This is a genomic window from Kutzneria sp. NPDC052558, from assembly GCF_044547355.1.
Lineage (GTDB): Bacteria > Actinomycetota > Actinomycetes > Mycobacteriales > Pseudonocardiaceae > Kutzneria.
Genome location: NZ_JBIUAG010000012.1, coordinates 74,262 through 88,152 on the forward strand (window position 1 = coordinate 74,262; position 13,891 = coordinate 88,152).

Consider the following 13,891-nt stretch of genomic DNA (forward strand, 5'->3'; position numbering starts at 1 on the left):
TTTGATGTCATGAAGGGCCCCATCCTGACGTTGAACGTGAGGATGGGGCCCTTCATGACGTTGGTTTGGGGTTAAACGACGCGGCCTTGGTGGACGACGAGGGTGGGGGCGAGGCCCTGGCGGATCACCTGGGCGACGGTGTCCCCGGGCAGCACCACGAATTCCGCGCGGTCGCCCTCGACCAGGCCGTGGTCGCGCTCGCCCAGCACGGCCGCGCCACCCCGGGTGGCGGTGTCGGCGCACATCTCGATCATCGGGTCGGCGGTGTAGCCCTCGGCCTCGGCCAGCTGCCACACGTCGATGCCGCCGATGCCGACGCGGACGCCGCCCCAGCGCAGCTTGCGCAGCGGCAGCGGCCGGGTCGCGACCACGGCCACGTCGGCCTCGGCCAGCCGGTCGATCAGCTCGTCTTGCCGGTCCGGGTCCACAGTGGACAGAGCGGTGGCGTGCACCACGCTGACCTGGCCGCGCATATCCAGCGCGGCGGTCCGCTCGCAGATCAGCTCCAGCTCGAACGCCCCGAGCTCGCCGGGATCGTCGAGCTGGATGTCCACGCCGCAGCGGTGCTTGTCGGCCAGCCCGAACACGACATCCAGGTGCCGCACCGGATCCCGGTCGACCCGGGCCGGATCGACGCCGCCGACCAGGTCCGCGCCGGCGGTCAGGGCGGCGTCGAGGGCGTCCATGCCGGTGATCGCGCCGGCGGGCGCCAGAGCCACCAGCTGCACCTCGACCCGGCCCAGCAGCTCGTCCCGCCGGGCCAGGGCCTCGTCCAGTTCGTCAACCGGCACGTGGGCCCGGACCATGGTGATGCCGGGACGTAACGCGTCCAGCCGGCCGTGCGCGTCGACGAAGGACGGCAGCAGCACGCCGCCCCCGCCGTCGACCACCGGCGCCTCGGCCGGGGCGGCCAGCCCGACCCCGATCTGGTCGATGCGGCCGGCCGAGCAGAGCACGTCGACCGCGGGCAGCTCGGCCGCGCTCGGCCACGGCCGAACGCCCCTGATCAGCAGTTCTCCACTCATCTCGGGAGGTTAACCCCGATCGGCCGCCGGCAACAGCTTTCCGGGATTGAGCACGCCGGTCGGGTCCAGCGCCCGCTTCACCGAGGTCATCACCTCGATGCCCAGCGCCCCCACCTCGCCCGCCAGGTACGGCGCGTGATCGGTGCCGACGGCGTGGTGGTGGGTGATCGTGCCCAGCGGCGCGATCGCCTGGGACGCCGCCTTCTTGGCCCGCTGCCACTGCCCGATCGGGTCGTCGTCGGCCCGCGCGGCCAGCACCGTGAAGTACAGCGAGGCCCCAGTCTCGTACGCGTGCGACACGTGGCACATGACCACCGCGCGGTTCAGCGACCGTTGCAAGGCCCCTCGCACGGCCGAGCGAAGGGTGCTCAGCTGCGACCAGTGCGTCGCGGTCTCCAGCGTCTCCACGCACACACCGGCGTCCAGCAGCGAATCCCGTTGGCGCGGACCGGAGAACCGGCCGTGCCGCCACGATTCCCCGATCAGCCGGCCCAGCCGCACCGCGCGGTGGGCCCGCAGCGCCCGCAGCGTCCCGGCGCGACGGACGGCCAGCTCGCCGGCGGACCCGGCCTCCCAGCCCAGGATCAGCAGGCACGGGTCGGCGACCCGCCGGGCCCGCAGGTAGGCCTTGACCGCGCCGGCCCGCACCCCGCCGGTCAGGGCCAGCTGCACCTCGGTCTCGTCGGTGTCGGACAGCCGGGTCACGTCGGCCAGCACGCGATGCTGGGCCAGGTCCCGGATCGCGTCGGTGGCCTTGTCCCAGCCGTCCAGGAAGTAGCCCTCGTACCGGGTGTGGGTGGCCACCGGCCGGACCCGCAGCGTCACCTCGGTGATCACGCCGAACGCGCCCTCGCTGCCGATCACCAGCTGCTTGAGGTCGGGGCCGGCGGCGGTGGCCGGGGCGACGCCCAGGTTGAGCTCGCCGAGCGGGGTGGCCAGCCGCACGCCGTCGACCATGTCCTCGAACCGGCCGTAGCCGGCCGAGGCCTGCCCGGCTGAGCGGGTCGCGGCGAAGCCGCCGATGGTGGCCCGTTCGAAGGACTGCGGGAAGTGGCCGAGGGTGAAGCCGTGCGCGGCGAGCATGCGCTCGGCGTCGGTGGCCCGCACTCCCGCCTGGAACACGACCAGCCGTGACAGCGGGTCGATGGACACCAGGCGGTTGAGCCGGGCCAGGTCGAGCACGACCACCGCGTGCTTGCCGCCGCGCAGCGCGGTCACGCCGCCGACCACGGAAGTGCCGCCGCCGAAGGGAATCACGCCGATGTCGTGCTCGGCGCAGGCCTTGAGCGCGGCCACCACCTCGTCCGGGTCGGCCGGCAGCACCACCGCGTCCGGCACGGCCAGGTCGCCGCAGCCGCGGTGCCTGAGCAGGTCCACATAGGACATTCCGCCGGCCCGGCCGAGCCGGGAGTCGCGGTCCAGCAACACGTTCTCCGGGCCGACCACGGCCTCCAGCGCCGCTCTCCCGACGATCGACAGCTCCGGCTCCGGCACGGTCAGCACCGAGTCCGGCGCGACCGGCGTCGGGTGTTCGGCCAGGCCGGTCCTGGCCCGCAGCCAGCGCAGCGCGTGCGGGGGCAGCACGTGCTCGCCGAGCGTCCAGCCGCCGCGCAGGGTGTGATCGATCCCCGGTTCCATTGCTACAGTGTTACACATGTCGTCACAACGTCACATCGGCCGAGAGCGTCACGGCGCCCGAGTCGGAGACGACGTCCTGCTGGACGCCGCCCACAAGTGCGTCCTGCTGGTCGGTGTGCGGCGCACCACGCTCACCGACGTGGCCCGGGAGGCCGGCGTCAGCCGGATGACCCTCTACCGGCGCTTCCCCGATGTCCGGAGCCTGGTCGCGGCCCTGATGACCAGGGAGTTCGGCGCGCTGCTTGGCGAGGTCGGCCCCGGCCGGACCGCGCGCGAACGGCTGGTCAGCGGCGGCGTCGGCACCATCCGGCGGCTGCTGGCCAACCCCCTGATGGCCGCCGTGCTCGACCGCGACGCCGAACTGCTGCTGCCCTACGTCGTGGAGCGGCTCGGGGCCACGCAACGCATCGCCGAGCAGTTCCTCCGGGTGGAGCTGGCCGCCGGGCACGAGGACGGCTCGGTCCGGGCCGGCAACCTGGACGTGCAGGCCCGGACGCTGCTGCTGATGGTGCAGTCGTTCGTGCTGTCGGTCCGGCCGGCGATCGCCGAGCTGGATCCGGACGCCGTCTTCGACGAACTGGCGCTGATGATCGAGGGGGCGCTGCGGCCGTGAAGACGTCGTTGAACGCCGCCCGCCGGTCGCGGGAACTGGCCGAGGTCGCCGGCGGCGCGGTCGTGGACCTCCTGGTCGTCGGCGGCGGCGTGACCGGCGTCGGGACCGCACTCGACGCCGCCTCGCGCGGGCTGTCGGTGTGCTTGGTCGAGGCCCACGACCTGGCCTTCGGAACCTCCCGCTGGTCGAGCAAGCTTGTGCACGGCGGCCTGCGGTACCTGGCCCACGGCGAGGTCGGGCTGGCGTACGAGAGCGCCGTCGAGCGGGGCATCCTGATGACCCGCACCGCCCCGCACCTCGTCCGCGCCTTACCGCAAATCGTTGCCCTGCATGGCAAACAGCGCGGCTCGCTGGTCATGGCCGGCCTCCGCGCCGGCGACCTGCTCCGCCGCGCCGCCGGCACCCCCAGCCGCGTGCTGCCACCCCCGCGTCGCATCTCCGCCGCCGAAACCCTCGCGCTTGTACCAGGCGTACGCGCTTTGGGTCTCACCGGCGGACTACTGTCGTTCGACGGCCAACTCATCGACGACGCCCGCCTGGTCGTCGCCCTCGCCCGCACCGCCGCCGGCTTCGGCGCTCGGATCCTGACCCGGGCCCGCGTGACGGCGTTGGCCGGCGACGGCGCTCAGGTCGTGGACACCTTGACCGGCAACGAATTCGCGATCAGGGCACGCCGCGTCGTCAACGCCACCGGAGTCTGGGCCGGCTCCCTTGTGCCGTCCGTTCGCCTGCGCCCGTCGCGCGGCTCCCACCTGGTCGTGCGCGCCTCCGCCGTGACGATCGGCTCCACCGCGCTGACCGTTCCCATTCCCGGCTCCACCAACCGTTTCGCGCTCGTGCTGCCCCAGTCCGACGACCGGGTCCACATCGGCCTCACCGACGAGCCCGTGGACGGTCCGCTGCCCGATGTGCCCACCGTCCCGCAGTCCGATGTGGACTTCCTGCTCGGGGTCGCTTCCTCAGTCCTGCAACAGCCCTTGACTCCCGCCGACGTCATCGGCTCTTACGCCGGCCTCCGCCCGTTGATCGAACAGGACGGCTCCCGCAGCGCGGATCTTTCCCGCCGGCACGCCGTGCTCACCTCTCCCGAGGGTGTGATCACCGTTGTCGGCGGCAAGCTCACCACCTACCGCCGCATGGCCGCCGACGCCGTCGACGCCACTCATCTGACCACAATTCCCGGCCGTACCAAGGACATTCCCCTCGTCGGCGCCACTCGCTGTCCCGTCGACGCCCCCTCCCGCCTCGTCGCCAAGTACGGCTCCGAGGCCCCCCTCCTGGTGGCCCTGGACCGCCCCACTCCCGTCCTCGGCGACATCACCGAGGCCGAGATCGCCTGGGCCTACGACCACGAAGGCGCCCTGGACGCCGACGACGTCCTCGACCGCCGCACCCGCATCGGCCTCGTGCCCGCCGACCGGGAGCGCGCCCTCCATCGCGTGATTCGTTGACGGCTTGTTAGGTTTTTGCAACACTGCGCCGGGGTGCTGGCAGCCGGCAGTCCTGCTCCTGATCACGGCCGCGTTGCGGATGCGGAACAAGATGCTCACAGACGACACTGGGCGAGCGGTCGGCGCGGCTGTCGGATGAACGCGAACTCGCGCCACGCGGCGGCTCCGGTTACCTTGGGTTCCTCGTCGCCACGTGGAGCATGGTTGCCGCCGCTGTGATTTTCGCAGCGCCGCCGATCAGACGGCTGCCACTTGGTCCGTTCGTGGCTTTAATGAGCCTCGTGCTGGTCGCCAGCAACACCCAGATCGCCGAAGGAGAGCACCGTGGCTGAGGGAGTGCTGGAGATCGACCGGATCTCCAAGCGCTACGGGAACGTGCAAGCGCTGCACCAGATGACGTTCGAGGTGCACGCGGGCGAGCTGTTCGGCTTCGTCGGCAGCAACGGGGCCGGCAAGACCACCACCATGCGCATCGCCCTGGGCGTGCTGGCCGCCGACGCGGGCGAGGTCCGCTTCGACGGCCGGCCGGTGGATCTGGCCACCCGGCGGCGGATCGGCTACATGCCGGAGGAACGCGGCCTCTACCCGAAGATGAAGGCCCGCGAGCAACTCGTCTATCTGGCCCAGCTGCACGGCATGTCGGCCGGCGACGCCCGGCGGGCCACCGACGGCTGGCTCGACCGGATGGGCCTCGGGCCGCGCCGCGACGACGAGGTGCAGAAGCTCAGCCTGGGCAACCAGCAGCGGGTGCAGCTGATCGCCGCGCTGGTGCACGATCCGGCGGTGCTGGTGCTGGACGAGCCGTTCTCCGGGCTGGACCCGGTGGCCGTGGACCTGATGAGCGAGGTGTTGCGGGAACAGGCGGCGCGGGGCGTGCCGGTGCTGTTCTCCAGCCACCAGCTGGATCTGGTCGAGCGGCTGTGCGACCGGGTCGGCATCGTCCGAAGTGGACAGATGGTGGCCAACGGCGGCGTGACCGAGCTGCGCGAGAGCGGCCCGGTGCGGCTGGTGGTGGACGGGGCCGACCCGGACGGGGACGAGGTGAGCTGGGCGGCCGGGCTGACCGGGGTCCGCGTGGTCGCCGTCGACGGCGGCCGCGTCACGGTCGAGCTCGGCGAGGGCGCCGACGACCAGGACGTGCTGGCGGCGGCGTTGAAGGCCGGGCCGGTGCGGGAGTTCACCCGGCTGCGGCCGAGCCTGACCGAGCTGTTCCGCAACGTCGTGACCGAACAGGAGGCATCGTGACCGTCACCCGCGTGATCGGCCTGGTCGCGGGCCGCGAGTTCACCACCCGGCTGCGCAGCAAGTCGTTCGTGATCAGCACCGTGCTGATCCTGGCCGTGCTCGGGGCCTACGTGGTGCTGTTCACCTTCATCGGCAAGGAGAACACCACCAAGATCGGGTTGACCGGGCAGGCCACCGCCATGTCCCAGCCGCTGGCCGCCGAGGCGGCCGCGCTCGGCAAGCAGGTGCAGATCAGCACCGTCGACAACAAGGACGTCGGCGAGCAGCAGGTCCGCGACGGCCAGCTCGACGTGTTGGTCGAGGGCCCGCTGGGCGAGCCGCAGGCGGTCGTGAAGTCCACTTTGGACCCGGTGCTGCGCAACGCGTTGCAGCAACTGGTCCGGGCGCAGGCGATCCAGGGCCTGATCGCCCAGTCCCAGCTGCCGGCGGCCGCGGTGGCCGCCGCGCAGAACGCCAAGGTGGACGTGGTCGTGCAGCAGGCGCCGGATCCCGAGCAGGGGCAGCGGATCGCGCTGTCGCTGGTGACCGGGGTGGTGCTGGTGATCTCCATCATGACCTTCGGCACCGCGGTCGCCCAGGGCGTGGTCGAGGAGAAGTCCAGCCGGGTGGTGGAGATCCTGCTGGCCACCATCCGGCCGTGGCAGCTGCTGCTGGGCAAGATCCTCGGCATCGGCGTGGTCGGGCTGATCCAAGTGGCGATCATCGCCGCCGCCGGCCTGGCCCTGGCCAACACCAGCGGCGCGTTCACCTTGCCCACGGTGGCCTTCGGCGCCATTCTCGGCGCGCTGGGCTGGTACGTGCTGGGCTTCTTCCTGTACGCCGCGCTGATGGCCGCCGCCGGCTCGCTGGTGTCGCGCCAGGAGGAGCTCCAGTCGGCGATCACGCCGATCTCGATCCTGCCCACGCTGGCCTTCGTTGTCGGCCTGAACCTGCTGATTCCCAACCCCACCAACACGATCAGCACCGTGCTGTCGCTGTTCCCGCTGTTCACGCCGACCCTGATGCCGGCCCGGATCGCGCTCGGCGTGGCCCCGGGCTGGCAGGTGGTGCTGGCGGTGGTGCTGATGATCGCGGCGATCGCCCTGGTCACCTGGCTGTCCGGGCGGATCTACCGCAACGCGGTGCTCCAGACCGGCGGCCGGGTGCGGGTGCTGGACGCGCTCAGGGCGTCCTGACCGCCTCGTACCGGTCCAGCGACACCCGGCGCTCGTGGTTGTGGTCGACCAGGGGCGCCGGGTAGTCGGCCGGCAGCTTGCCCAGCTTGTGCACGGCTTTCCCCGGCACACCACGCAGTTGCGGCACGTACTTGCGCACGTAGTCGCCGTTGGGGTCGAACTTCTCGCCCTGGGTGATCGGGTTGAAGATCCGGAAGTACGGGGCCGCGTCGGTGCCGCAGCCGGCCACCCACTGCCAGTTGTGCTGGTTGGACGCCAGATCGCCGTCGATCAGGTGCCGCATGAAGTGCCGCGCGCCCCACCACCACGGCAGGTGCAGGTCCTTGACCAGGAAGCTGGCCACGATCATCCGGACCCGGTTGTGCATCCAGTTCTCGGCCAGCAGCTGCCGCATGCCGGCGTCCACCACCGGGTAGCCGGTGCGGCCCTCGCACCAGGCCTGGAACCGTTGGCGCGCGGCCTTTCCGGTGTCGTGCTCGAACTTGTCGAACTTGCGGTCGTAGTTCTCCCGGGCGGTGGCCGGCCGGTGCCAGAGCACGTCGGCGTAGAACTCCCGCCAGGCCAGCTCCGAGCGGAACGTCTCGTGACCGGGCTTCAGCTGCGCCAGCAGGGTCCGCGGATGCACGCAGCCCCACCGCAGATACGCCGCCAGTTTGCTGGTTCCGTTGCGGTCCGGGCGATCCCGGCCGGTGTCGTAGTCGGCGAGGGCGCCGTCCCGGAAGTCCTGCCAGGTCTCCAGCGCCGCCCGCTCCCCCGCCGGCAACTCCGACTTGCCGGCGGGCACCCGCTCACCGCCCTTGAGCTTCATCCACCGAGCACTGTCCACATCGGACCGCGCCGGCTGCCGCCAGCCGTGGTCGAGCCAGGCCCGCCGGAACGGCGTGAACACCCGGTACGGCTGGCCGTCGGCCTTGCGGACCCGGCCCGGCGTCACCGCGTACGGCGATCCGGTCCGCACGAAGTCCGTGTCCCCCAACGCCTTGGCCACCCGCTCGTCCCGCTCCCGCCCGTACGGCCCGGTGTCGGCCGACACGTGCACGCTGCCCGCGCCGATCGTGGCGGCCAGCTCCGGCACCACCCGGGCCGGGTCGCCGCTGACGACGTGCAGGCGGCCGCCGAGGTCGTGGTCGAGGGCCCGCAGGCAGTCGAACAGGAACCGCCGCCGCGGCTCGCCCGCCGGCTTGAGCAGCCGATCGTCCATCACGAACAGCGGCAGCACCTCGCCGCTGTCGGCGGCGGCCAGCAGCGCCGGCTGGTCGCCCAGGCGCAGGTCGCGGCGGAACCACATGATCGCGGGCGGGGTCATGCCCACCGACGCTACGGTGAGGGCGTCACAGCCGCACAGCGGGGAGGGTCATGGGCGACCGGCGCACAGTGTACACACATTCCACCGCGGGCCTGCTGTTCGGCCTGTTCGGCGGCGTGGTCAGCGCCTTCTTCACGTACTTCGTCACCATCACGCCCGACGGGGCGTTCGTGCTCGACCCCGGCGCCGCCTTCACCGCCCTCACCCACCTCGGTGACGCCCCGCCGGTTCGCTGGCCGGCCATCGCGCTGGACCCGTTCCTGCCGGTGCTCCAGCTGATGGTCGCCGTCCTGTGCAGCCTTTCCGCGTCCCGGCACGTCGGCGTCTCCCTGATCAGCCGCCCCCGCCTGCTCTGGATCGTCCTGTTCGGCCTGTCCCTGGCCCTGGGCGTCCTGACTACTGCCACCGCCCCACAACAGGCTCACTGGCTAGGCCTGCTGATCACCCTCCTCACCCTCTCCCTCCCCCACCACCTCTCCCCCCGCCCAGCCCCCTGACGCTCGCCCCCTGCGCTCGGCCCCTGCGCCCGGCCCCTGACGCTCGGAAGGGGGCTTTCCTCCACTCGGAGTGGAGGAAAGCCCCCTTCCAAACGGGAAAGTGGACCGGTTCAGCGATCGATTCAGCGTTCGTCGATCGGCACGAAGTTGCGCTCCGCCTCGCCGATGTAGAGCTGGCGCGGGCGGCCGATCTTGGTGGCCGGGTCCTTCATCATCTCGCGCCAGTGGGCGATCCAGCCGGGCAGCCGGCCCAGCGCGAACAGCACGGTGAAGAACTTGGTCGGGAAGCCCATGGCCCGGTAGATCAGGCCGGTGTAGAAGTCGACGTTCGGGTACAGCTTGCGCGAGACGAAGTACTCGTCCGCCAGGGCCGTCTCCTCGAGCTTCTTGGCGATCTCCAGCAGCTGGTCGTCGCCGCCGAGCTTGCCCAGGATCTCGTCCGCGGTCTTCTTGATGATCGCGGCCCGCGGGTCGTAGTTCTTGTAGACCCGGTGGCCGAAGCCCATCAGGCGGACGCCGTCCTCCTTGTTCTTGACCTTGCGCACGAACTCGTCGACGTTGCCGCCGTCCTGCCGGATCTTCTCCAGCATCTCCAGCACCGCGCTGTTGGCGCCGCCGTGCAGCGGGCCGAACAGGGCGTTGATGCCGGCGGAGATGCTGGCGAACAGGTTGGCCTCGGACGAGCCGACCAGCCGCACGGTGGAGGTGGAGCAGTTCTGCTCGTGGTCGGCGTGCAGGATGAACAGCAGGTCCAGGGCGCGGACCAGGGCCGGGTCCACGTCGTAGTCCTCGGCCGGCAGGCCGAAGGTCATGCGCAGGAAGTTCTCGACCAGGCCCAGCTTGTTGTCCGGGTAGAGGAACGGCTGGCCGATCGACTTCTTGTACGCGTAGGCGGCGATCGTCGGCAGCTTGGCCAGCAGCCTTATGGTGGAGATCTCGACCTGCGTGTCGTCGAACGGGTTGAGGCTGTCCTGGTAGAAGGTGGACAGCGCGGACACCGCCGAGGACAGCACCGGCATCGGGTGCGCGTCGCGCGGGAAGCCGTCGAAGAACCGCTTGAGGTCCTCGTGCAGCAGGGTGTGGCGGCTGATCTGGCGGCTGAACTCCTCGACCTGGGCCTGCGTCGGGAGCTCGCCGTAGATGAGCAGGTAGCTGACTTCGATGAAGTTGGACCGCTGCGCCAACTGCTCGATCGGATAACCACGGTAACGCAGAATGCCCGCGTCACCGTCGATGTAGGTGATCTCGGAGGAGCATGAAGCGGTGTTCACGAATCCGGGGTCGAGGGTTACCATCCCGGTTTTCGCGAGGAGTTTACCGAGATCTATGCCTGGTGCGCCCTCTGTCGGGAGCGACACGGACATCTCGTGCTCTCCGCCCGCATAACGCAGCGCGACGGTACGGAGGTCGGTATTCGGCGCAGTCGTCGCGTCGGGCATCAAAATCCCTCTCACGCTCAGACGGGGCGCCGCTGGGCTCACAGCGAAGGTGTCGAGCGAGCGCACGGAACCGGGGTGACCGCACCGCAGCACCGCCCCGTTGGGGTCCTGTCGCCTGCCACGCTAGTAGCCCTCGGGCCCCCCGCACAGCGCGGCGGGCGTGCTGTTGCGGGCGATGGGACAGGTATCACACGATGTCCGGACCCCTTCGGGTCACGATAAGGACACATCGGGGCCGCAGCCGTGGCGCGGGCCACGCCGGGCCCGGGCCTGGCGTCCGACCGCACCCGGCCCGGTTTCCGCCGTACGGAGCAGCCGCCTGCGCCACCCGGGTGGTCACGCGCACCGCCCGTGCTGGTTACCGACACGTCCCGTGACAACAGGTCGACACATTCGTGTCGCCCCGGACCGTTGTCCCCGGGTTAATTTTGTTCCAGCGGCCGCATTTCTTCGAAATCAATTTCTGCACACGAGGCGGAGGTTTCGAGATGATCGTGCTCGGCTTGGGTCTTGGTGTTTCCCTGGGCGCGTGGTGGTGGCATCACCACTGCTGGTGAGTCAATTCCGCGCTGCGGGGCGGTTCGGCCCCGGCGCGGGACACCGTGATCGCGGCGGCGGCCCCGGCGAAGGCCAGGGCCGCCCGCCACTCCTGGTCGGTCAGCGACCTGACCGCTTCCTTCGACAGTTCGCCGTGACGGTGCAGCCACGCCAGTAGCGCGCCCTGCACCGTGTCGCCCGCGCCGATGGTGTCCACCACCTCGACGCGGACCGGCGGCGCCTCGACGAGCTGGCCGTCACCCGACAGCACGGCCAGCCCGTCGCCGCCGCGCGTGATCACCACCGCGGCCGGCCCGATCTCCTGCCAGCGGCGGATCTCCGTCATCGCGTCGGCGTCGCCGGCCAGCCACTGCGCGTCCTCGATGGACACCTTGAGCAGGCCCACCTCCGGCAGCCACGAGCGGAACCGGGCCCGGTAGGCCTCGGCGTCCGGGATCAGCACCGGCCGCACGTTCGGGTCCAGCGCGGTCAGCCGGCCGTTGGCCGATTCCCGGCGCAGCAGGGCTTCGTACACCGACGCGCCCGGCTCCAGCACCATCGACAGCGTGCCGAAGGAAACCGCCCGGGTGTCGGCCGGCAGCGGGCCCGGGTCGGCGACCAGCCGGTCGGCGGTGCCCTCGACGTAGAAGCCGTAGCGGGCCGAGCCGTCCGGCGCGAGGCCGACGACCGCCAGCGTGGTCGGCTCGGGGCCACGCTGCACCAGGCTCACGTCCACCTGGGCGTCCTTGAGCCGAGCGATCAAGGCGTCGCCGAAGGCGTCGGTGGAGACCCGGGACAGGAACGCCGTCGGCGCGTCCAGGCGGCCGGCGGCGATCGCCACGTTGTACGGGCCGCCGCCGAGCTGCGGCAGCAGCGCGCCGCCCGTCGTCGGAACCAGGTCGACCAGCGCCTCACCAGCGACGACGATCACGCGCACCCCTTTGTCAACGTTGTCACGAGCCGGCCCATGCTAGGTCGCCCGCGCCACCCCTGGGAAGGCCCCCCTTCCCCGCCGCCGCCCGGCGCTTGGAAGGGGGCTTTCCTCCACTCGGAGTGAAGGAAAGCCCCCTTCCAAGCGTTGGGGGCAAGCGTTGGGGGCCGTTAGGCGGTTGGGGCGAGGGCGGCTAGGAGGAACTCGGAGAGGGCCTGGAAGGCCTCGGCGTCCGAGAGGCCGGTGCGCTTGGCGATCACGCCCAGGTGGATGTGCTCGATGGTCAGGCCGACCATCTCCGCGACCAGCGTGGCGTGCACGTCTCGGAACGCCCCCTGCTTGACGCCGTCGGCGATGAGCGAGTGGATGCGGGCGGCGGCGGCACGGGCGTTGAGCTCGTAGACGGCCCGGGCCGGCGGGAAGGCGGCGATGTCGCCGATGAACTCGCGGCCGGCCGGCCGCAGCTCGTCGCCGGCGGCCGACAGGTACTCGCCGATGCGGGCCCGCACGTCCTCGACGTCGGCGACGCGGGCCTCGATGCGGGCGGTGGCCTTCTTGAAGAAGTGGCTGACCACCAGCACCGACAGCTGTTCCTTGCTGGGGGCCAGCGCGTACAGGGTGGACTTGGAGCAGCGCATGCGGGCGGCCAGGTCGTCCAGGGTGAACGTGGCGAAGCCCTCGGCCAGGAACAGCTGCTCCAGCCGGTTGAGCAGGTCGGACTGGCGCGCGGTGAGGGTGCGGCGCCGCGATCGCGCGCTGACTTCGGCCCTGGTCATGTGTGGAGCGTGCCACAAACTCACCAGTAGTACTCCAGTACGTCCCAGAGTACTGTTGTCAGTACTGAACTACGACCTGGGAGCGTAGCCATGCCCGCCGAGCGCCTGCTGCCCACGACCGAGGCCGAGGACCTGATCGAGCTGGTCAGGGACATCGGCCGGAACGAACTGGCCCCGCGCGCGGCGGCCGAGGAGGAGGCCGGCCGGTTCCCGCGGGAGGTGCTCCGGCTGCTCGGCAAGACCGGGCTGCTCGGCCTGCCGTACCCGGAGGAGTTCGGCGGGGGCGGCCAGCCGTACGAGGTCTACCTCCAGGTCCTGGAGGAGATCGCCAGCAACTGGCTGACAGTGGCCGAGGCGATCTCCGTGCACGTGATGTCCTGCTACCCGCTGGCCACCTTCGGCCGCGACGAGCAGCGCGAGCGCTGGCTGCCGGACATGATCGGCGGCGAGCTGCTCGGCGCGTACGCGCTGTCGGAGCCGCAGGCCGGCTCGGACCCGGGCGGCATGACCACCCGCGCGGTGCGCGAGGGCGACGACTACGTCCTCAACGGCACCAAGGCATGGATCACGCACGCCGGCGTCGCCGACTTCTACACGGTGATGGCCCGCACCGGCGAGATCTCGTGCTTCCTCGTGGACGGCAAGAGCGAGGGCCTGTCGGCCGCCGAGCGCGAGCGGACCATGGGCCTGACCGGTTCTCCCGTGGCACAGCTGCATTTCGACGGCGTGCGGGTGCCGGCCGAGCGCCGGATCGGCGACGAGGGCAGCGGTCTCAGGTTCGCACTGTCCGCTTTGGACTCCGGCCGGCTCGGCATCGCCGCCTGCGCCGTCGGTCTGGCCCAGGCCGCGCTGGACGAGGCCGTCAACTACGCCCGCGAGCGCCGGCAGTTCGGCAAGCCGATCATCGAGTTCCAGGGCATGGAGTTCCTGTTGGCGGACATGGCCGCCGCGGTGGAGTCGGCCCGGGCCACCTACCTGGAGGCGGCCCGCAGGCGCGACCGCAAGCTGCCGTTCAGCCGGCAGGCCTCGATCGCCAAGCTGGTCGCCACCGACGCGGCGATGAAGGTGACCACCGACGCCGTGCAGGTGCTCGGCGGGGCCGGCTACACCCGCGATTTCCCGGCCGAGCGCTACATGCGTGAGGCCAAGGTGTTGCAGATCTTCGAGGGCACCAACCAGATCCAGCGCATGGTGATCGGCCGGCACCTGGCCAAGGGCTGACCCGAGGGCGGGTTCGCCGGCTCGGCGAACCCGCCCT

The 13,891-nt window shown here is 71.2% G+C and carries 12 protein-coding genes; 6 read left to right on the top strand and 6 right to left on the bottom strand.

Annotated elements, in window-relative coordinates; translation table 11 throughout:
- Positions 1-71: 71 nt before the first annotated feature.
- Both ACIG5F_RS22310 and ACIG5F_RS22315 read right to left on the bottom strand, forming a co-directional pair.
- The gene (locus ACIG5F_RS22310) at positions 72-1,025 is read right to left on the bottom strand and encodes an N-isopropylammelide isopropylaminohydrolase (protein WP_396520291.1); all 954 of its coding nucleotides are present in this window, start codon (positions 1,023-1,025) and stop codon (positions 72-74) included.
- Positions 1,026-1,034: 9 nt separating this feature from the next.
- Entirely contained in the window at positions 1,035-2,663 is a 1,629-nt protein-coding gene (locus tag ACIG5F_RS22315) for an FAD-binding oxidoreductase (RefSeq protein ID WP_396520293.1), read from the bottom strand.
- Between the two features lie 16 nt (positions 2,664-2,679).
- On the opposite strand from ACIG5F_RS22315, the gene ACIG5F_RS22320 reads away from it, so the two are divergent.
- From ACIG5F_RS22320 to ACIG5F_RS22335, 4 genes are all read left to right on the top strand, one after another.
- Positions 2,680-3,276 (top strand): TetR/AcrR family transcriptional regulator, encoded by a 597-nt coding sequence (locus ACIG5F_RS22320; RefSeq protein ID WP_396520295.1) that lies wholly within the window; start codon positions 2,680-2,682, stop codon positions 3,274-3,276.
- Positions 3,273-4,727 (top strand): glycerol-3-phosphate dehydrogenase/oxidase, encoded by a 1,455-nt coding sequence (locus ACIG5F_RS22325; RefSeq protein ID WP_396520297.1) that lies wholly within the window; start codon positions 3,273-3,275, stop codon positions 4,725-4,727. The genes ACIG5F_RS22320 and ACIG5F_RS22325 overlap by 4 nt, the downstream gene beginning before the upstream one ends.
- 324 nt (positions 4,728-5,051) lie before the next feature.
- Positions 5,052-5,972 carry an ABC transporter ATP-binding protein gene (locus ACIG5F_RS22330; protein ID WP_396520299.1) on the top strand — a complete coding sequence of 307 codons (921 nt, stop codon included), beginning with the start codon at positions 5,052-5,054 and terminating at the stop codon, positions 5,970-5,972.
- On the top strand, positions 5,969-7,147 hold the full coding sequence (locus tag ACIG5F_RS22335; protein WP_396520301.1) for an ABC transporter permease: 1,179 nt from the start codon (positions 5,969-5,971) through the stop codon (positions 7,145-7,147). Before ACIG5F_RS22330 ends, ACIG5F_RS22335 begins: the two co-directional genes overlap by 4 nt.
- On the opposite strand, the gene ACIG5F_RS22340 is transcribed toward ACIG5F_RS22335, so the two are convergent.
- Entirely contained in the window at positions 7,134-8,453 is a 1,320-nt protein-coding gene (locus tag ACIG5F_RS22340; protein ID WP_396520303.1) for a cryptochrome/photolyase family protein, read from the bottom strand. The genes ACIG5F_RS22335 and ACIG5F_RS22340 overlap by 14 nt on opposite strands.
- 50 nt (positions 8,454-8,503) lie before the next feature.
- Here ACIG5F_RS22340 and ACIG5F_RS22345 point away from each other — a divergent pair, with 50 nt between their 5' ends.
- Complete coding sequence (locus tag ACIG5F_RS22345; RefSeq protein WP_396520306.1) at positions 8,504-8,950, top strand: hypothetical protein; 447 nt, start codon at positions 8,504-8,506, stop codon at positions 8,948-8,950.
- A gap of 122 nt (positions 8,951-9,072) precedes the next feature.
- Here the strand turns inward: ACIG5F_RS22345 and ACIG5F_RS22350 are convergent, their stop codons facing one another.
- From ACIG5F_RS22350 to ACIG5F_RS22360, 3 genes are all read right to left on the bottom strand, one after another.
- A complete protein-coding gene (locus ACIG5F_RS22350; RefSeq protein ID WP_396520308.1) occupies positions 9,073-10,389 on the bottom strand; it encodes a citrate synthase in 1,317 nt (438 codons plus the stop codon).
- A 541-nt stretch (positions 10,390-10,930) separates the two neighbouring features.
- Positions 10,931-11,857, bottom strand: coding sequence for a carbohydrate kinase (locus tag ACIG5F_RS22355; RefSeq protein ID WP_396520310.1), 927 nt, complete (start codon positions 11,855-11,857; stop codon positions 10,931-10,933).
- Positions 11,858-12,027: 170 nt separating this feature from the next.
- Positions 12,028-12,633 (bottom strand): TetR/AcrR family transcriptional regulator, encoded by a 606-nt coding sequence (locus ACIG5F_RS22360; protein ID WP_396520312.1) that lies wholly within the window; start codon positions 12,631-12,633, stop codon positions 12,028-12,030.
- Between the two features lie 90 nt (positions 12,634-12,723).
- Here ACIG5F_RS22360 and ACIG5F_RS22365 point away from each other — a divergent pair, with 90 nt between their 5' ends.
- Positions 12,724-13,854 carry an acyl-CoA dehydrogenase family protein gene (locus ACIG5F_RS22365; protein ID WP_396520313.1) on the top strand — a complete coding sequence of 377 codons (1,131 nt, stop codon included), beginning with the start codon at positions 12,724-12,726 and terminating at the stop codon, positions 13,852-13,854.
- Positions 13,855-13,891: the final 37 nt, after the last annotated feature.